This window comes from Amycolatopsis sp. NPDC039088 (genome assembly GCF_055598845.1).
In genome coordinates this window covers 124,623-141,028 of the sequence record NZ_JBVKAE010000008.1, presented here as the reverse complement: position 1 = coordinate 141,028, position 16,406 = coordinate 124,623, and the positions used below count along the sequence as shown (strand labels likewise).

Sequence of the window (16,406 nt, the reverse complement as noted above, 5' to 3'; positions counted from 1 at the left end):
CCGTTTCGGAGTCCGGTCGTCAGATGAACGCACTGAAAATCACCGAGTTGTCCCTACCGAACGCTTTCCTCCTCACGCCGGAACTGCATTTCGACCGGCGTGGATTCTTCTACGAGGGGTTCCGTGGTGAAACCGTGTCGGATGCGATCGGCTATCCGTTCCGCGCCGCCCAATTCCACTATTCGATCAGCCGCCGCGACACCATTCGCGGCATTCACGGCAGCCTGTTTCCGCCCGGCCAGGCGAAACTGATCACCTGCGTGCAGGGCGAGGTGCTGAACGTCGCGATCGACCTGCGGATCGGCTCGCCCACGTTCGGCAAGTACGAGATGTTCCACCACGAGGCGGGGACGGGTACCGCGCTCTACCTCGGGGACGGACTGGGACACGCCTTCCGGGCGCTGACCGACGACGCCTGCGTCACCTTTCTCTGCTCCGAGGAGTACCGGCCGGACACCGTGCTGGAGATCAACCCCCTCGACCCGGAGATCGGCATCCCGTGGTCGCTCACCGGCGACCCGATCATGTCGGCGAAGGACGCCCGCGCGCCGTCCCTCGCCGAGTCCGCGGAGGCCGGCCTGCTGCCGGACTACGGTGCGGCGCTGGCGCACTACGAGAACCTGAAGCGCGGCTGACGACGCCGGTGTGTCCGTGGGCCGGGCCGGTCGTGAAGGCCTCCTTCCCTACTTTCAAGGCAGGGTCCCGGCAAAGTCGAGGTAGGGCAGGCCTGATTCTGGATGCCGCGGGGCTACAGGTGCGGTTTCGGAGGAATGGCGTGAGTGGCGATTCGGGTGAGGGCCACTTGTCTCTTAGGTACCTACCATCGGGCGACACGCGTGATCCGACGGAGGGCACGCGTGAGTGAACGGAGAACACCCGACGAAACCTGCCGCTCCCGCGTGTCATCCATCCAGACACACGTGTCCTCCGTCAGATCACACGCGCCATCCATCCAGCCACGCGAAACCACCCACTCGGCCCTCGCAAAACCGTGCAAGATGCTCAAATCGGGCATTTTTGTCCCGAAAAGCGTCCCTTATGGACAGTCCGGACCCGGGTGAGGCCCCTTGCGTGGGCCCGCTCCCGCCGGGTCCGCCACGACACGGTCGCCTTGAGCCGCGCTAGCAATGGAGCCGACCAGCGATTATGCGACTTTGCCGGGGCCCTGACTTTCAAGGTAGGGAAGGAGGCCTTCACGGACTTCCGGGCTTGAGGCTTCCGGCGAGGGGTGGCCTGGGTTCATCGTGAGTGCCCGGCCGCCGGTTCGCTCAGGGCGCCCAGCCCGCCAGTTCCTCCGGCGTGAGGACGGTGACGCCGGAGTCGTCGCGGGAGATGTCGCCGAGTACCCACCCGGTGATCGCGGCGGCCACCTGGGCGGTCGGCACGGTGCCCCGGCCGCCCAGCGGCCCGTTCGACAGGTCGGTCCACATCTTGGGGGCCCTGGCGAGCAGGACCCGGACGTCGTGGTGGGCGGCGCAGAACCGGCACAACGCCTCCAGCGCCGACTTCGCGACGAAGTACTGCGGGTACCGGGCGGGCATATCCTCCACCGCACCCGAGGACAGGAACACGATCCACGCCCCCGGCCGCAGCAGGGGCAGCGCGGCGGCCAACGGGCGCATCACCAGGGTCAGGCTGGTGTCGACGAACTCGCGCGCCACGTCCACCATGTCCGGATGCAGGCTGGTGTCCAGGACCGCCGGGCCCGCGCTCAGCACCAGCCCGTCCAGCAGGACGCCCGCCTCGGTCAGCACCTCGATCCCGGCCGCGACCTGCTCCGCGTCGCCGGCGTCGAGCACCAGCGGCCGCACGTCCGGCCCGAACTCCGCCGCCAGCGCCTCCACCGGTCCGGCCGCCCGCTGGGTCGCCCACACCCGGGCGCCCTGAGCCGCCAGCACCGAGACCACGGCAGCACCGATACCCCGGCTGCCACCGACCGCGAGCACGTTCGTCCCGGCGAGCCGGTCACCCGGGGGGAGCACGCTGGTCGCCGAGGTCCGATCCGCGGCCGGCACCGGTTTCCGGCGGAAGGCCCTCAGCTCGACATCCACGCCCTGGCCCGCCCCCGCGCACTCGGCGAGCACCACCACCGTCCCGGTGCGGGAGTCCGCGGCGGTCACCGTCGCGGTGTAGGCGGGGACGTCACCCACCTCCCGCTCGGCGGCGGCGGCGATCCGCAGTCCGGAAAGGATGGTGTCCCGGCCCGGCACGCGCATCCCGGCGAACCAGCTGGCCCAGCCGAGCGCGCCCAGCAGCGCGTCCGGCGCCGCCGCCGCACCGAGCCGGTCAGCCAGCGCCCGCAGTTGTTCCGGGCCCGGCACTCCGTAGCCGCCCTCGAAGGTCTCACCCCTGGCCCGGTCGACGGTCGGTTCCGGCTCGTCCGCGACCGGCAGCTTGTCCGGCACCACCGCGGCCGCCAAGGACTTCCCGGCGGTCAGGTCGAAGCTGAGCACCGGATGGGCGCCCGCCCGGACCACCACCGCGACCGCCCCACTGTCCTTTTCGGACCATGAGACCCGGTAAGTGCGGCCGGGGAACAGCGGCGCGGTGAAGCGCGCGGTCAACCCGGACACTTCGCGCAGCCGCGTTTCCGGTACCGCGGCCAGAGCGGCGAGCACCCCGAGCGCACCGGGAAGCACACAGCCGCCCGCCGAGGTCCGCATGGCGTAAACAGGGTCGACGTACAGCGGATTCCGGTCACCCGTCGCCTCGGTGAACTGTTCCACGTCGCGCACGTCAAGTCGTATCGCCGGCTCATTCATCGAGAAACTCCAGATTCCACCGGTGCTTTTTTTACCGGCGTGGACAGTACCGCGATCAGTGGACCTCACCAATACTTTGCCGCTAGGGTTCACCTTACCCCGAACCCGTCGGTCCGGAATCGATCAGGGATTTTGTGGCGGATATCCGGAAGGGGACGCGGGCACCGCAGAACGGTGAATTCACCGCGGTACCTCTGTCCGTCTCGCCAGCGAGACGTCGTCAATGGATGGAGAAGGCATGCGTGTCCTGTTCGCCACGTACTCCGAAAGAACCCATTTCAACGTCATGGTCCCGCTGGCGTGGGCCATGGCCGCGGCCGGGCACGAGGTGCGAGTGGCCAGCCAGCCGGCATTGACCGACGTGGTCACCGGTACCGGTCTCACCGCGGTGCCGGTCGGCGAGGACCACAACCTCTGGCGTGTCTCCAGCCGGTTCCTCACACCCCGGTTCGCCAAGCTGAACCCCAAGGCGTACAACAAGATCCGCGGGGTCGAGCTGGCGCCCTTCGACAAGTCGGACGAGCCTGCCGCCGAAGTGGGCTACGAGTACCTCCGCGCGGGTTACGCCGACGTTCTCCCCAGCTGGTACAAGATCATCAACGATCCACTGACCGACGACCTGGTGGCCTTCGCCCGCCAGTGGCGGCCGGACCTGGTGATCTGGGAACCCACCACGCATGGCGGGCCGATCGCCGCGGAGGCGGTGGGCGCGGCGCACGGGCGGGTGCTGTGGTCACTGGACATCTTCGGCCGCACCCGGCAGAACTTTCTCGAACTGCTCGCCGCGCGACCGCCCGGGCGGCGGCAGGACCCGTTCGGTGACTGGATCGCCGAACGGGCGGAACACCACGGCGTCCGGTTCTCCGAGTCCCTGGTCACCGGGCAGTTCACCATCGACCAGTACCCGGCCCCGCTGCGCCTGGAGACCGACCTGCACCACGTGCCGATGCGCTACGTGCCGTACAACGGCACCTCGGTGATCCCGGACTGGGTAAGGGAACCCGCGTCGAAACCCCGGGTCTGCCTGACCCTCGGCCAGTTCAGCACCGACCGGTTCGGCGGCTACCCGATCAGCGTGCAGGACATCCTGGACGCCGTCGCGGATCTCGACATCGAGATGGTCGGCACGCTGCCCGGTGTCGAGCAGGAGAAACTGTCCAGGGTGCCGGACAACACTCGGCTGGTGGAGTTCGTCCCCCTGCAGGCACTCGCGCCGACCTGCGCGGCGGTCGCCCATCACGGCGGCTTCGGCACCACCAACACCGTCGCGCTGGACGCGGTCCCGCAGTTGATGATCGCCGAACAGCACGACACCCCGATCCTGGCCAAGCGCCTCGAAGCACACGGGGCCGGGTTGTCGGAGTACTACACCGACGTCGACGGCGAGCGGGTCCGGAAGCACCTGCTGCGGCTGCTGAACGAACCGTCGTTCGCCATCGCCGCCGCGGCGCTGCGCGAGGAGATGCTCGCCATGCCCGCACCACGTGACCTGGTGCCCCGGCTGGAGAAACTCGCGGCAGATCACCACCATTCGCACTGACCAGAGGAGCAAGTATGCGAGTCATCGTCGCCGGCGGCGGTATCGGTGGCCTGGCCACCGCGTTGAGTCTGCACGCCGCCGGGATCACCGACGTGGTGGTCGCCGAGGCCACCGAGGCGATCCGGCCGCTGGGGGTGGGCATCAACCTGCTGCCGCATGCCGTGCGCGAGCTCACCGAGCTGGGGCTGGCCGAGCCGGTGGCGGGCATCGGGGTGGCGACCGGTGAACTCGCCTACTTCAACCATCACGGCCAGCTCATCTGGTCCGAACCACGCGGGCTGGACGTCGGCTACCGGTGGCCGCAGTACTCGGTGCACCGAGGCAAGTTGCAGATGCTGTTGCTGGCGGCCGTACAGGACCGGCTCGGCCAGGACGCGGTACGCACCGGTCACCGCGTGACCGGCTTCGATTCGTCGGCCGACCGGACCATTGTCCACTTCGGACAGGAGCAGCTGCCCTGCGACCTGCTGATCGGCGCGGACGGCATCCATTCGGCGGTGCGAGCCCAGTTGTATCCCGGCGAACCCGCGCCGCTGTGGAACGGGCTCGTGCTGTGGCGCGGGACCACCACGGCCCGCCCCTACCGCGGTGGCCGGTCGATGATCATGGCGGGCGACGACCGGCAGAAGTTCGTGGCCTACCCGATTTCCGCGCCCGACGCCGACGGCGAGGTGGAGATCAACTGGGTCGCCGAACGTCCGATGAGCCGGATCTCCGCCGACCGCGGGAACTGGAACCGCCGGATCCCGGTGAGCGAGTTCCTGCCATGGTTCACCGACTGGAAGTTCGACTGGCTGGACGTACCGGAACTCATCCGGCAGGCCGAGGCGGCCTACGAATACCCGATGGTGGACCGCGAACCCCTCCCCCGCTGGACGCACGGGCGCGTGACCCTGCTCGGCGACGCCGCCCATCCCATGTACCCCATCGGTTCCAACGGCGCCTCACAGGCCATTTTGGACGCCAGAGTGCTGGCCGACGCGCTGGCCCGGCACCACGACCCCGTCGCGGCTTGCGAGGAGTACGAAGCCGAGCGACGGCCGAGGACCTCGGGCATCATTTTGGCCAACCGCAAGATGGGCCCGGAACTGGTGCTCAAGCTCGCCCACGAACGGGCTCCCGACGGCTTCGAAGACGTCGACGAGGTCCTCCCGCTCACCGAGCGGGAGGAGATCGCCGCACGCTACAAGAAGCTGGCGGGTTTCGACCCGGCGCTGCTGAACAGCCGTCGCAGTTACGACAGCACGGTCAGCCGCACCTAGGCACCTCGTCCACTGTGGATCGTTCAGCCTGCGGACCATTCCGCGCCGAACCCGCTCACGAATCGACGATCAGACGCGGTCGCGTCCGATGTAGACGTTGCGAGCGCGGTAGTACGTGGGTGCTGTCGGACCCGGCGACCCCGAAGAGCCTTCCATCTGCAGGTTGATGATCAGCCACATCGGCTTGCCGACGAAGTTCGCGCCACGGTGCTGGGCGACCCACTTCCCGTCGAGGTAGTAGTGGATGTCCACATCGGTCGCGTTGACCTTGGTGATCCAGGCCCGGTAGCCATGCCATCCACCCGGGTTGCTCACGTTCACCAGCGTGTTGGACCAGGCGCCGGAGCCGTTCTTGTAGGTGTTGAACCAGTTCCGGCCGTCCCCTTTGAATTCGAGGATGTCGCTCTCCGGCGGCCAGCTCGTGGCACCGGTGAGCCAGAACGCCGGCCACGTGCCCCGCGCCGACGGAGCCTGGAACTCGCCCCGAACCTCCCAGTTCGGAAACTGGTCCGTCACGGTGACCTGCTGCTTCGCGTGGACCGCGCCCGAGTGGTAGTGAATCGGCAGATGCGGATCGGCGGAGCTGTTCCCTTCGTCCGCCGTGGTACGCGTTGCCTTCAGTACCAGGACCCCCCCGGATTCGAGATAGACCTGACTGTGGTCGGACGAACTCGCGTACATCCTGGCCGTGCCGTTGTGATCGGAACCCCAGGGATAACGGTAGTTCCACGCCGACTGAAGCGTGGAGTAGCTGGCGAACGTCCCGTTCAGCACCGTTTCCCAGGTCGCACCGGCCGCCGGCGGCGCGGCGACCTGCCCGCCCAAGGTGACACCTGCGAGTCCCGCGGCGCTGGCGGCCAGGAACTTCCTGCGGCTGTGCGGCATTGCTCAACCTCCAGTGGGGATTACCCGGCCGGTTCCGGGCAGCACGGATCACCGCGCGACAAGGAAATACAAAGGAATGTTAGCGCTAACAGAACGTTGTTGGAAACTTTCTCACTCCCGGCGGATGACAAAGAAGATAGTCGGTGACGACGGGCCTCAAGTCAAGAGTCGGCAGGAAACTCCGCCCCAATGCCGCTCCGCTTTCCGCGATCCGCTGAGTACCGAATCCAGATCACCGCGGCCGCGGTGGTGGGGTCACGAGCCGGTTCGCGGCACAGGGCGACGCCTTCCGGCTGCTGTCCGGGGCGGCTGACCAGCCCGTCGTCGCCGCCCCACGTGACAGCGCGGAGACGTTCGGCCCTGCAGCCGAGCAGCGACCGCAGCGATGGGCCTGCTGTTCGACGAGAGCGACCAAGCACCGGTGCTCGCCGCCCGCGTCGGGAAACACCCGCGTCCCCTCCCCGGCCCCCAGTCCCCGCCACCGGCATTCGAGAGCTAGCAACGGCGAGTACCGGGCCATGGGTCCTCGACCGGCACCCGCCTCACAGATGACACTTAGTAAAAATTTAGCGGTCGCCGTCACAGTGGCGGTTACTGCCCACTTGATCATCCCGAATCATTCCGAGCGTGGCTCCTACCGGCCATACACAACCGACCGGCGGCTCAACCGCAATGGGAAGGGGACTACTCGTCATGCTCAGACTCCGCACCAGCACGACGATCCGGCACCGCGCCAAGGTCGCCGCGGCGGTGGCCACGGTCGTCTCCGCGGCGCCGTCCGCGCTCGCGGCAGATCCCAGCAGCACATTCAGGGTCGAATACGGCGCCGGCTACGCTCTCGGCCACCTGCGGTGGCACCCGTAATCGTCGCGAAGTGTCAAGCGCGACGGCGACACTCACCTCGTTGGCACCGACAAAGAGTACGAGCCGGTCTCCACATCTCCGAAATGCGGCGACACATCTGGCTCGGTCAACATATCGGTCCCAGGAGGCTCTGCTTCAGCGGTCATCTACCTCGTCGACACGACCGATTTCCGAGGACAGTACAACCTCTGAATATGGACAGATTGGATGGTGCAGCCACTATGCAGAAGGATCAACCGAAAGGACTGTCTGGCAGCGCGAGCGGGGCGGTGAAATCGTCGCCGGACTCGGCGAGCGGGCGGAGCCGGGATTCCGGGTTCATGAAGCGCGTTCTCTTCCTCGTCGTGATCGCGCTGCTGGCCGCCGCGGTCCCCGCGACCGCGATCCCCGCGACCACGGCCGGTGAACTTCCCGGCGGGCGGGCGAAATTCGTGGTGTCGACCGGAAGCCTGACCACGGGCTCGACCAGTAACTGGTTCCGGCTGGGCACCTACACGTTCGACGCGGCCGCCGGCAAGGTGTCAGCGAGCATGTACGTGTGGGAGCAGACGAAGCCCACACAACGGACCGGTATCAAGGTCACTCCGGACTCGTCGTGCTCGTCCACCGATCCGAAGGCGACCGACAAGGTCCGCCCGTGCGAGATCATGACGGCGGGCGGGTTCACCGGCGCTCCCAACGACACCCGGCAGGGCACCTATGTGCTGGGCACCGAAGACGGCAAGCAGACCGTCACGATCACCTGGTCGCCGACCTGGACGGACAAATGGTCCGTGGACACCCAGCAAACGCTGGCGCGGTTGAACTTCGTGAGCTCCACCCGGGTCAACAGCGGTTACGGTTACGGCAGCAACGCGGCGTTGACCGACCGTCGCGCGATGTCGAGCGTGCAAGCGCACGAGGGCGGTCTCCGCTATGCCGGCAGGGGATGGACGGGCGGTACGGCCAACGATGTGAGCAGTTCCTTCGCGGTCGGCTCCTTCAAAACCTGCGATACGGTGACCTGGTGCCTGACCTACCTGCAGCCCTCATCGACGAAGGTATGCCAGGCGGGCGGCGGCTGCCCGCACTACGGCGGCGGCACCCCGGCCAACGTCAGCTCCTTGCAGTACTACCTCGGCCGGGTGAACTCAGGCGACCGCCGCGACGCGCTGTGGCACTGGTGCACCTGCCTGGCGATGGAACGCAAGGAGCCCTGCTACACCGGTAATTCGCACGTGAAGCCGCTGTTGCAGATCCTCGACGACAACGGCACCTTCCGCGGCTGGGTAGGCGTCGAAGGTTCCTTCTCCACCAACGGCGTCCGCAGCAGCGACATGCTCGCCGTCTTCGCACAGGCCGACTGGGTCGCCTAGCCGGTACCCAGGAAGTCCGGCACCGGATACCTCCCCGCTGGCTCGCCGCCGGCGGGGAGGTCGAACCGGCCACCAACGCCCGTTCACATCGTTGCGCCTACTGCGCCACGCGAACATCAACGGCGCCGGTCGAGCGGAAGAGCTCGACAGACGCGCGTCAGCTTCTCGACCGATACTTGCGAAGCTTGGCGATGGTTACGTCAAGCGAACCAGCAAGAGCAGTCAGACGACTGTACTTCTCGATGTATCTCTGGACGATATCGCTGTCAGAATGCACAACTGCAGCTTGAACAGTCCCGGTGTCTCCGCCGACCACACCCACTGAGACTCTCCGCTCACCGAAGACAAGGTAGTCAAACTCCTCTCGCAGCCTTGCCTCCGAATGCAAAATGATCTTGATGTGCAGTTTTTTCGCCAGGTCCTTCAAGTGTGCGAGCATGACGTCGTCACCGAATGCTTCAAGGTCTCTGAAGAGGTAGATGCGGGTCACATCAACACCTCGCTGCGTCGCGGCGATATGCGCCTGCACGGATGCCAGATAACGCACATCGACAATCTGGGCATGAGCCTTCTCTGCTGAGACTGTCGAGATCGGGCATGTGGACCTGAGCACTTCACCCTTGCGAAGCTCGTCGATGGATCTGACATCGTCCTCGAAGACCTCGTCGATGGACTTGAGGTAGTAGGTACCAGCCGCAAGCTCATCGAGTTCTTTTCGCAACTCGGCGTATCGACTGAGGACTGCGCTATCTTTCCTGCCCCACTGCTGGATCCGCGTCAACCCGCGCGTGTCTCGTTCGATATCGGCCATACCTTGCGATATCTCACTCAATTTCAGCCTGACGCTCAGAACGACGGAAACGGAGATTCCGACAAGTGAAACCAAGAGTGCGTCTTTCACGGCAGCAGACTGTGGCCAGAAGTAGCTGACCATGGCAATCGCCAATGTAATGAAGAGACCAATGATCAGACCGGCGAGCGCCGGCGACTTCGACGTGGAGATTTGCCTGCGACGCTTCCTCATCGAGCACGACCTTCCCCTGCGTGCTTGCCGACCACTGCGGCCGGATAGGTGCGAGACAGGTTAGCGCCAGCGTTGCCCAGCCGCGATTCAGGGCTGGCCCTGTCCTTTGTTGCAGTACCGAAGGATTACACCGTGGTACCACAGCGGCGTGTTCCTCGTCGAGTGCGACAGCGAGAACGGCTGTCTTATCGGCGGCGGCTTTCACCGTGGCAAGGTTCCCGCACGGTGCTCCACACGGAGAAGGTCCCGATGGAGGAGTTCGCTAACAGGTTTGGCGGAGGAGATCGCACGACGTGCCGCTGGTAGATCACCGGCCTGCTGACAGGTTGGCGTCACGGCCCGGAGCGGCGCGGTCGAGTCGCCGGAACCGATGCCAGATCCGATCCTCACTCTGTCTTCAGTATCCGTTCAGCCGTATCCCCGCACTTTCTCCCGGCGTGAACGAAAGAACAAGCCTACGACGCCCGGGTTCCCCGGAAACGACCACTGACCACCGGGCCATTCGACTGCCGCCGGGCGCCAGCCGAGCATCGTCTTCCTGAAGACCAGCTCAAGCTTCCCATCGACCAGTGCTCGTGTGAACGATGCGAACTCCTCGACGTCCTTCGGCAAAGCCTCGTCCAATTCGAAGGGGTCAAAGTCGTCGAGGAACAAATCCCCGACGCTTCCCGTCATGCGCAACTGCAGGCGCGGCGCACCCGGGACAACCGGCTCGAGCCGGACTACCGTCTCGGCATCACCACGGTCGACGGTGAGCGAGACCGCCCCGCCCTCGATTAGCCCCCGGTAAGCAGTTCTGAGCGTCCCCACGAACCGGTCGGCTGATGGCCGCGAGCTCATCGCCCTCCCTTGACCATGTGGTAGTGGACCTTGATTCGGTTGCCACGCCATCGCACATCGCGCCCGCGGGATCCAAGGTACGAGCGCTTCGACCCACACGCAATGCCCGCCGACGACCTCCTCGGGGTCGAAGCGCAGCCGGATGATCCCGGCGCACGGCGGGTCCACTCGGCGGTCGGTGAGCCGCCCTTCGCATCGCTACCGCATGGGTCCGCCGTGGCTGGGCACCGCCGGCCTGTAAAGCTCCCAAGGATGTACCGACCGCTCAGGGCAGTCGCGTGTTCATCGAGGGCCGATTCTTCGGTTGGGGCATCATGAGCTTGTGCGTGAGCTGATATATGTTTCCGAGGCCAAACTCCAGCAGCTGTCGCCTTACCAGTCCGGGTGGGCAGGTCAAGTTCTTCGGGACCTGGACGCCGAGGTGAAGACACCCCTGGGTGGAGTGAGGATCGGCAAGACAGCCAAGCCACCCAAGCCCAGCCTCGCCGCGGCTGTTGCCGCCTTGGAGCGCTCGTCACGGGCACCGAAGTGGTTCGCAGACCCCGCGGTGCGCCCAGGACAGTGGGTGCACTTCGAGGCTCCCTTGAGCTACGGCGTGACAAGAGACGGGGCGTCGGTGTTCTTCGTGGACCCGAACGAGCCGAGCGCCGGCTACCCCACCGGCGGCGGTTTGCGGCTGTTGCTGCACGGCACGGCGACCAACCTGCTCGGCTCCTCGGACATGCGTCTGAATGTGGTCAAGTCCAACTCCCGTTGGAGTGTCGGGACCCTGTTCGACCTCGTGCGCGAACAACAGGACCAGGGGAATCAGCTCGACGACGGCGCCGCGTTCGACACCGGAAGGCCCGCCGGAGAGCACCGTTCGAACCGCGATGAGCTACGGGCGGTGACGTCTCTCTCCGCTTCTCTGGGAACCGACTACACCGCGGCGTGGATGGCAGGCTACGCACGTATCACCGCCGTCTTCCCTGGCCAACGGCACGAGAATGATCGAGCTGCCACCGTGCTGGCCGCCACACCGTTGTACGTGGAGTACGTCGACCCTCCTGGTGATTCTCTCGCCACGACCTGATCGGTCCCTTTTCCGGTCCATCGGCACAGGCACGTGCGACATCGTTCGCCTGGCGGGCGCCGGGCACATCACGTGAACGCGCGCTCCTCGGAGCGGCCGTGCTTCAGTTCCGCAGCTCGGGTGGCACGTACTCGAACGTCGGGCCCGCGGTCGTCTTCCCGTCGCCGGTGGGCATCTTCATCAGCGCCAGCCCCTGCTTGCGCAGCGCGAACATCGTGCCGACGGCGTCCGTCATCCCGCCCGGGTTGCCGGTGAAGGCTTCTTCCAGGGCCCTCCGGGTAGTCGGCGATCCGCGGGTTCTGCCGCATCGGCAGCACGCCGCCGAGGTCGACCGTGATCTCCTCGCCGGTCGGGCCGGACTGCGGCGTGTCGCCGGTCCGGTAGCGGCGGCGGAGATCAGCGCCGCGTTCGTCACGATCGCGATCTCCGGCCTCGTGCTGCTCTTCGCCACCTGGTGGCTGTACTTCCTGGAACCGGCCGGGGACGGGCTGAGCGAGCGCCGTGAAGGGTCCTACCTGTGGGGCTACGGCCACTTCGGCATCTTCGCGGCGCTCGCGGCACTCGGCGCGAGCCTGGAGGTCGCGGTCGAGGACACCGGACACCACCTGCCCGCCTCACCGCTTTTGATCAGCTACGCCGTCGCGGCCTCCGTGGGCGTGTTTCTCGTGCTCCTGTGGCTGGTCCACGTGCCCATCGTGGCGAGAACCGTCCTGCGTCCCGGCGCGGTCCTGACCTGCGCCACCGTCATGTTCCTGCTCCCGCTCGCCGCGCCGTGGACCGGCGTGGCCGTCGTGGTCGCGGGCATCGCGGCGGCCTGCGCCCTGCTGGTCGCTTTCACCATCACCCTGGAACGAAAAGGAAATCCCGCATGATCGAGCACATCCACGAACCGGCACCGCCATCAGTCTCAGTTCTTACCGCAGAACACCGTCCTGACCAGCTTGTTCAGTTCCGCCGGGAACTTCTGCGCCGCGCTCGCGTCGTCCCCGCTGGTGATCGAGGCGGTCAGCGTTTTGCTGCCGTCCGGCGTGCTGTACATCAGTGCCCCGTAGCCGTTGTTGCTGCCGTCGTGGTTGAGGATGGTGCCGGGGCAGCCCGGGCCCAAATCCTGTGAGTACTGCCCGAGACCGTAGAAGCCGAAGAGGCTTTCGCTCTGCGGGTGGGTTTTACGCATCTCGGTCAGCAGCCAGACGGGGAGGAGCTCGCCGCTCTGCAGGGCCGAGAAGTAGGTCTGGAGATCCTTGGTCGTCGAGATCATGTCTCCCGCGCTGGAGACCCAGGACGGGTTCTGGTGGGTGACGTCGATCGTCTTCCACTGACCGGCGTCCTCATAGGAGTAGTAGGCGTGGGCGTAGGGCTTGGGCATCCCGGACCAGGCTCCCGGCGACAGTGTGTCCCGCAGCTTCAGCGGCCGCAGGATCCGCCGGTCCAGTTCCTCGGCGAAGGGGCGGCCACTGAGCTTCTCGACCAGCAGCCTGAGCACCACGGAGTTGGTGTTGGCGTAGCTCCAGCCCGCCCCCGGCTCGAACCGGGGCGGCTTGGACAGCGAGAACCGGACAAGCTCCTCCGGCTGGTAAGTGTGGAAGCGCTTGTCCACCCATTCCGGGCCCGTCCACGGGATCCCCGGCACGACCGTCCCGTCCGGGTAGTACTCGCCGGTGTGGTTGAACAGCCCGCTGGTGTGCTGCAGCAGCATGCGCACGGTGATCCGCCGGTCGAAGCCGAACCGGGGCAGGAAACCCGCGATCGGGGTGTCGAGCCCGATCCTGCCCTCGGCCACGAGTTGCAGCATCAGCGTGGCGGTGAAGCTCTTCGTGGTGCTGCCGACGCGGAAGTGGCCGTCGGTCGGCGGCTTCGCGGTCCCGCCCAGCTCCCGCACCCCGGCGCTGCCGGTCCACTCGCCCCGCTCGTCGCGAACACGCAACTGCATCCCGGCGAACCCGGCGTCGACGAATTCCTGGACGGCCTGCTGTAGCTCAGGCCGATCCCGCCCGGCGGCGGAGGCCGCCGGGACGGCGACGCCCGCCAGCAGCGTCGCGGCCAGTGCCGTCACCCCCGCGCGGCGGAAGATCCTGTTCTTGGTACCCCTCAGTGACTTGGTCATGGTGACCACGTTCGCGTGCCGCGCTGACACGGCGCAGTCACCGCGCTGACACGGGTGCCTCGCCCCACCCGTTCGTTTCCGTGATCCTGATGGTCGCGGTGATCCGGATCTCCAGGCCGTCAGTTTGGTGTCGGGTTCACCCGATTCGGTGTCAGGAACGTGTCAATCTCCTCGGTGCGAGGAGAAGTGGCACCCCACGCTGACGGCGTGACCGCAACACTCACCCGCCCCGCGAGGGACACCGACCGCTCCGAGCGGCACCGTCTCTCCGTCGTCGGCGGACTCGCAGCCCTGTCCTTGGACGCGATGGCCTCGGTCGCCTACGGGCCCGAAGCCATCGTGATCGTGCTGGCCGTCGCCGGCGGCACCGGGCTGGGATTCACCTTGCCCGTCACGATCGCGATCGCCGTGCTGCTGGGCGTCTTGACGTTGTCCTACCGCCAGGTCATCGCCGCGTTCCCCGACGGCGGAGGCGCCTACGGCGTCAGCCGAACCTACCTCGGACGCCGGGCCTCACTGGTGGCCGCGGCGTCGCTGATCATCGACTACGTCCTCAACGTCGCGGTCTCGGTGGCCGCGGGTGTGGCCGCGCTGACCTCGGCTTTCCCCGGCTTGCTGCCGTACACACTATGGCTGTGCCTCGGTGTGCTGGCAGTGGTCACGGCGGTGAACCTGCGCGGCATCGCGGAAAGCGCCCGGGTGTTCGTCGTGCCCACCGTGATCTACGTCGGCGCGATCCTGACGGTGATCGTCGCCGGCCTGCTCCGTTCGAGCCCGGCGGCGGAGATCACCGCGCCGGAGCACGCGCAGAACCTGCAGATGGTCGGGATCCTGCTGCTGCTCAAGGCTTTCGCGAACGGGTGCGCCGCGCTGACCGGGGTCGAGGCGATCGCCAACGCCGTGCCGTCGTTCCGCAGGCCGCGGGTGCGCCGCGCCCAGCACGCGGAGATCGCGCTGGGCGGCCTGCTCGGCGTGATGCTCATCGGGATCGCCGTGCTGATCGGGAAATTCGCCATCCACCCGGTGGACGGCGTCACCGTGCTCTCCCAGGTGACCACCGCGTCGCTGGGCGACGGCTTCGGTTTCTATCTCGTGCAGTTCTCGACCGTGGTGCTGCTCGCCTTGGCCGCGAACACCTCTTTCGGCGGCTTGCCGGTCCTGGCGCAGTTGCTGGCGAAGCACAACAAACTGCCGCACGTGTTCGCCCTGCGTGCCGAACGCCAGGTGTACCGCTACGGAGTCGGCTTCCTCGCCATCACCGCCGCCCTCCTGCTCCTCATCACCGACGGCGACATGAACACGCTGGTCCCGCTGTTCGCGATCGGGGTCTTCGTCGGCTTCACGCTCTCCCAGTTCGGAATGGTCCGGCACTGGCGGCGCCACCGTCCGGCAGGCTGGCGGGGCAAGGCCACGCTCAACGGCTTCGGCGCACTGCTCACCGGAGTCTCCGCGATCGTGGTGACGACGACGAAATTCGGCGAGGGCGGCTGGCTGATCGTCCTCACGCTCCCGCTCTTGGTGGCGGCCATGGAATGGGTGGACCGCAGCTACCGCAGGATCGGTGACCGGCTCGAACTCGGCGCGACCCCCGCACCCCCACGGCCGAACCGTTCGCTGGTGATCGTCCCCGTCCACACGGTCTCCCGGCTGACCCGCGACGCGCTCGCCGCCGCGCTCTCCCTCGGCGACCACGTCGAAGCCGTCCACGTCATCCACCCTGAGGACGAGCAGGCGGCGCGGGATTTCGTGACCGCCTGGGAGAAGTGGCATCCCGACGTGAGGCTGGTCCAGTTGTACGACGAACGGCGACGCCTCGGCGAACCACTCCTCGATCACCTCCGCGCCACTGAAGACCGGCACGTCTTCGTGCTGATCGCCGAAGTCGAACCGGCACACTGGTGGGAGCGGATCCTGCAGAACCAGCGCGGCGCCGTACTCGCCCGCGCGCTCCGGCGCCGCTCGGACGCCGTCGTCTGCCGGATGCGTTTCCGCCTGAACGTGACACGAGTAGCGAAAACGGCCCCCTTCCGCCGGTCCCCACGGTGATCTGGCCGTCTGACGCTGATCGGACAGTTGCCGTCGACGGCCAGGAATCCGTGACCGGGTGCTACTCCGCCGAGTCCGGCGCCTCGAGCGGGAAATGGATCGGGCTGAGCAGGTACTGCGTACGGTCCGGCCTCGGCGAGTTGTCCAGGATGGGCACGATGGCCTTCCGCATCGCGCCGGTCAGCGCGAGCAGCTCGCCACGGGAGAGCCAGACCGCGTGCTGGCCGTAGCCAACGAGGTCGGCGACCGGATCGGCCTCCTCCCGGTCGAGATAGGCGTTGAACTCGGCGACGAGGGCGGCGAGCGCCGTGGCGAACCCGCGCTTGTGGTCCTCTGCGGACAGTGAGGCGACCGCGCGGTTGTCGAGATGACACGCGACGGGAACTTCGACGAGGTTGTGGCGCTCTTCGCGCCCCCACTGCTCGCCGTCGTGCCCGCCGCCACCCTGCGGGCGGCGTGGACCGCCGAGATCGCGAGGCGCGGCACGGTGACCGCCGTCGGGGAACCCGCCGTCGAATTGGCCGCCGCGGGCCTCACCCGGGTCAGCGTTCCGGTGACCTGCGAACAAGGCGGTCTCACGGTGGTCATGTCGATCGACGAGGACGGCCTGCTACAAGGACTCCAACTTGCGGCGACCGCGAGTGCGCCATGG

15 protein-coding genes are annotated in these 16,406 nt (G+C 67.0%); 8 read left to right on the top strand and 7 right to left on the bottom strand.

Annotated features, from left to right (window positions below; all coding sequences use genetic code 11):
• Window positions 1-23 precede the first annotated feature (23 nt).
• Window positions 24-635 carry a dTDP-4-dehydrorhamnose 3,5-epimerase family protein gene (locus tag ACZ7KI_RS12825; RefSeq protein ID WP_470273308.1) on the top strand — a complete coding sequence of 204 codons (612 nt, stop codon included), beginning with the start codon at window positions 24-26 and terminating at the stop codon, window positions 633-635.
• Between the two features lie 633 nt (window positions 636-1,268).
• Here the strand turns inward: ACZ7KI_RS12825 and ACZ7KI_RS12820 are convergent.
• Window positions 1,269-2,762, bottom strand: coding sequence for an SDR family oxidoreductase (locus tag ACZ7KI_RS12820; RefSeq protein ID WP_470273307.1), 1,494 nt, complete (start codon window positions 2,760-2,762; stop codon window positions 1,269-1,271).
• 238 nt (window positions 2,763-3,000) lie between these two features.
• Here ACZ7KI_RS12820 and ACZ7KI_RS12815 point away from each other — a divergent pair, with 238 nt between their 5' ends.
• Both ACZ7KI_RS12815 and ACZ7KI_RS12810 read left to right on the top strand, forming a co-directional pair.
• Window positions 3,001-4,302, top strand: a complete 1,302-nt coding sequence (locus tag ACZ7KI_RS12815; protein WP_470273306.1) for an activator-dependent family glycosyltransferase — start codon at window positions 3,001-3,003, stop codon at window positions 4,300-4,302.
• Window positions 4,303-4,316: 14 nt separating this feature from the next.
• A complete protein-coding gene (locus ACZ7KI_RS12810) occupies window positions 4,317-5,564 on the top strand; it encodes a flavin-dependent oxidoreductase (RefSeq protein ID WP_470273305.1) in 1,248 nt (415 codons plus the stop codon).
• 69 nt (window positions 5,565-5,633) lie between these two features.
• On the opposite strand, the gene ACZ7KI_RS12805 is transcribed toward ACZ7KI_RS12810, so the two are convergent.
• On the bottom strand, window positions 5,634-6,449 hold the full coding sequence (locus ACZ7KI_RS12805) for a glycoside hydrolase family 16 protein (RefSeq protein WP_470273303.1): 816 nt from the start codon (window positions 6,447-6,449) through the stop codon (window positions 5,634-5,636).
• A gap of 693 nt (window positions 6,450-7,142) precedes the next feature.
• Between ACZ7KI_RS12805 and ACZ7KI_RS12800 the strand changes: the two genes are divergently transcribed.
• Both ACZ7KI_RS12800 and ACZ7KI_RS12795 read left to right on the top strand, forming a co-directional pair.
• Window positions 7,143-7,313: a hypothetical protein gene (locus ACZ7KI_RS12800; protein WP_470273302.1), complete on the top strand. Its 171-nt coding sequence runs from the start codon at window positions 7,143-7,145 to the stop codon at window positions 7,311-7,313.
• A 320-nt stretch (window positions 7,314-7,633) separates the two neighbouring features.
• On the top strand, window positions 7,634-8,668 hold the full coding sequence (locus ACZ7KI_RS12795) for a hypothetical protein (RefSeq protein WP_470273301.1): 1,035 nt from the start codon (window positions 7,634-7,636) through the stop codon (window positions 8,666-8,668).
• Between the two features lie 157 nt (window positions 8,669-8,825).
• On the opposite strand, the gene ACZ7KI_RS12790 is transcribed toward ACZ7KI_RS12795, so the two are convergent.
• Both ACZ7KI_RS12790 and ACZ7KI_RS12785 read right to left on the bottom strand, forming a co-directional pair.
• Complete coding sequence (locus ACZ7KI_RS12790) at window positions 8,826-9,692, bottom strand: hypothetical protein (protein WP_470273300.1); 867 nt, start codon at window positions 9,690-9,692, stop codon at window positions 8,826-8,828.
• A gap of 408 nt (window positions 9,693-10,100) precedes the next feature.
• On the bottom strand, window positions 10,101-10,532 hold the full coding sequence (locus tag ACZ7KI_RS12785; protein ID WP_470273299.1) for a hypothetical protein: 432 nt from the start codon (window positions 10,530-10,532) through the stop codon (window positions 10,101-10,103).
• Window positions 10,533-10,854: 322 nt separating this feature from the next.
• On the opposite strand from ACZ7KI_RS12785, the gene ACZ7KI_RS12780 reads away from it, so the two are divergent.
• Window positions 10,855-11,604 (top strand): SAVMC3_10250 family protein, encoded by a 750-nt coding sequence (locus tag ACZ7KI_RS12780; RefSeq protein ID WP_470273298.1) that lies wholly within the window; start codon window positions 10,855-10,857, stop codon window positions 11,602-11,604.
• A gap of 103 nt (window positions 11,605-11,707) precedes the next feature.
• Here ACZ7KI_RS12780 and ACZ7KI_RS12775 read toward each other — a convergent pair whose 3' ends face one another.
• A complete protein-coding gene (locus tag ACZ7KI_RS12775) occupies window positions 11,708-11,839 on the bottom strand; it encodes a hypothetical protein (protein WP_470273297.1) in 132 nt (43 codons plus the stop codon).
• 16 nt (window positions 11,840-11,855) lie between these two features.
• Between ACZ7KI_RS12775 and ACZ7KI_RS12770 the strand changes: the two genes are divergently transcribed.
• On the top strand, window positions 11,856-12,476 hold the full coding sequence (locus ACZ7KI_RS12770; RefSeq protein WP_470273296.1) for a low temperature requirement protein A: 621 nt from the start codon (window positions 11,856-11,858) through the stop codon (window positions 12,474-12,476).
• A 35-nt stretch (window positions 12,477-12,511) separates the two neighbouring features.
• Here ACZ7KI_RS12770 and ACZ7KI_RS12765 read toward each other — a convergent pair whose 3' ends face one another.
• Complete coding sequence (locus ACZ7KI_RS12765; RefSeq protein ID WP_470273295.1) at window positions 12,512-13,708, bottom strand: serine hydrolase domain-containing protein; 1,197 nt, start codon at window positions 13,706-13,708, stop codon at window positions 12,512-12,514.
• A 207-nt stretch (window positions 13,709-13,915) separates the two neighbouring features.
• On the opposite strand from ACZ7KI_RS12765, the gene ACZ7KI_RS12760 reads away from it, so the two are divergent.
• Window positions 13,916-15,754, top strand: a complete 1,839-nt coding sequence (locus tag ACZ7KI_RS12760) for an APC family permease (RefSeq protein ID WP_470273294.1) — start codon at window positions 13,916-13,918, stop codon at window positions 15,752-15,754.
• Between the two features lie 61 nt (window positions 15,755-15,815).
• Here the strand turns inward: ACZ7KI_RS12760 and ACZ7KI_RS12755 are convergent, their stop codons facing one another.
• On the bottom strand, window positions 15,816-16,322 hold the full coding sequence (locus tag ACZ7KI_RS12755) for a hypothetical protein (protein ID WP_470273293.1): 507 nt from the start codon (window positions 16,320-16,322) through the stop codon (window positions 15,816-15,818).
• Between the last annotated feature and the right edge of the window lie 84 nt (window positions 16,323-16,406).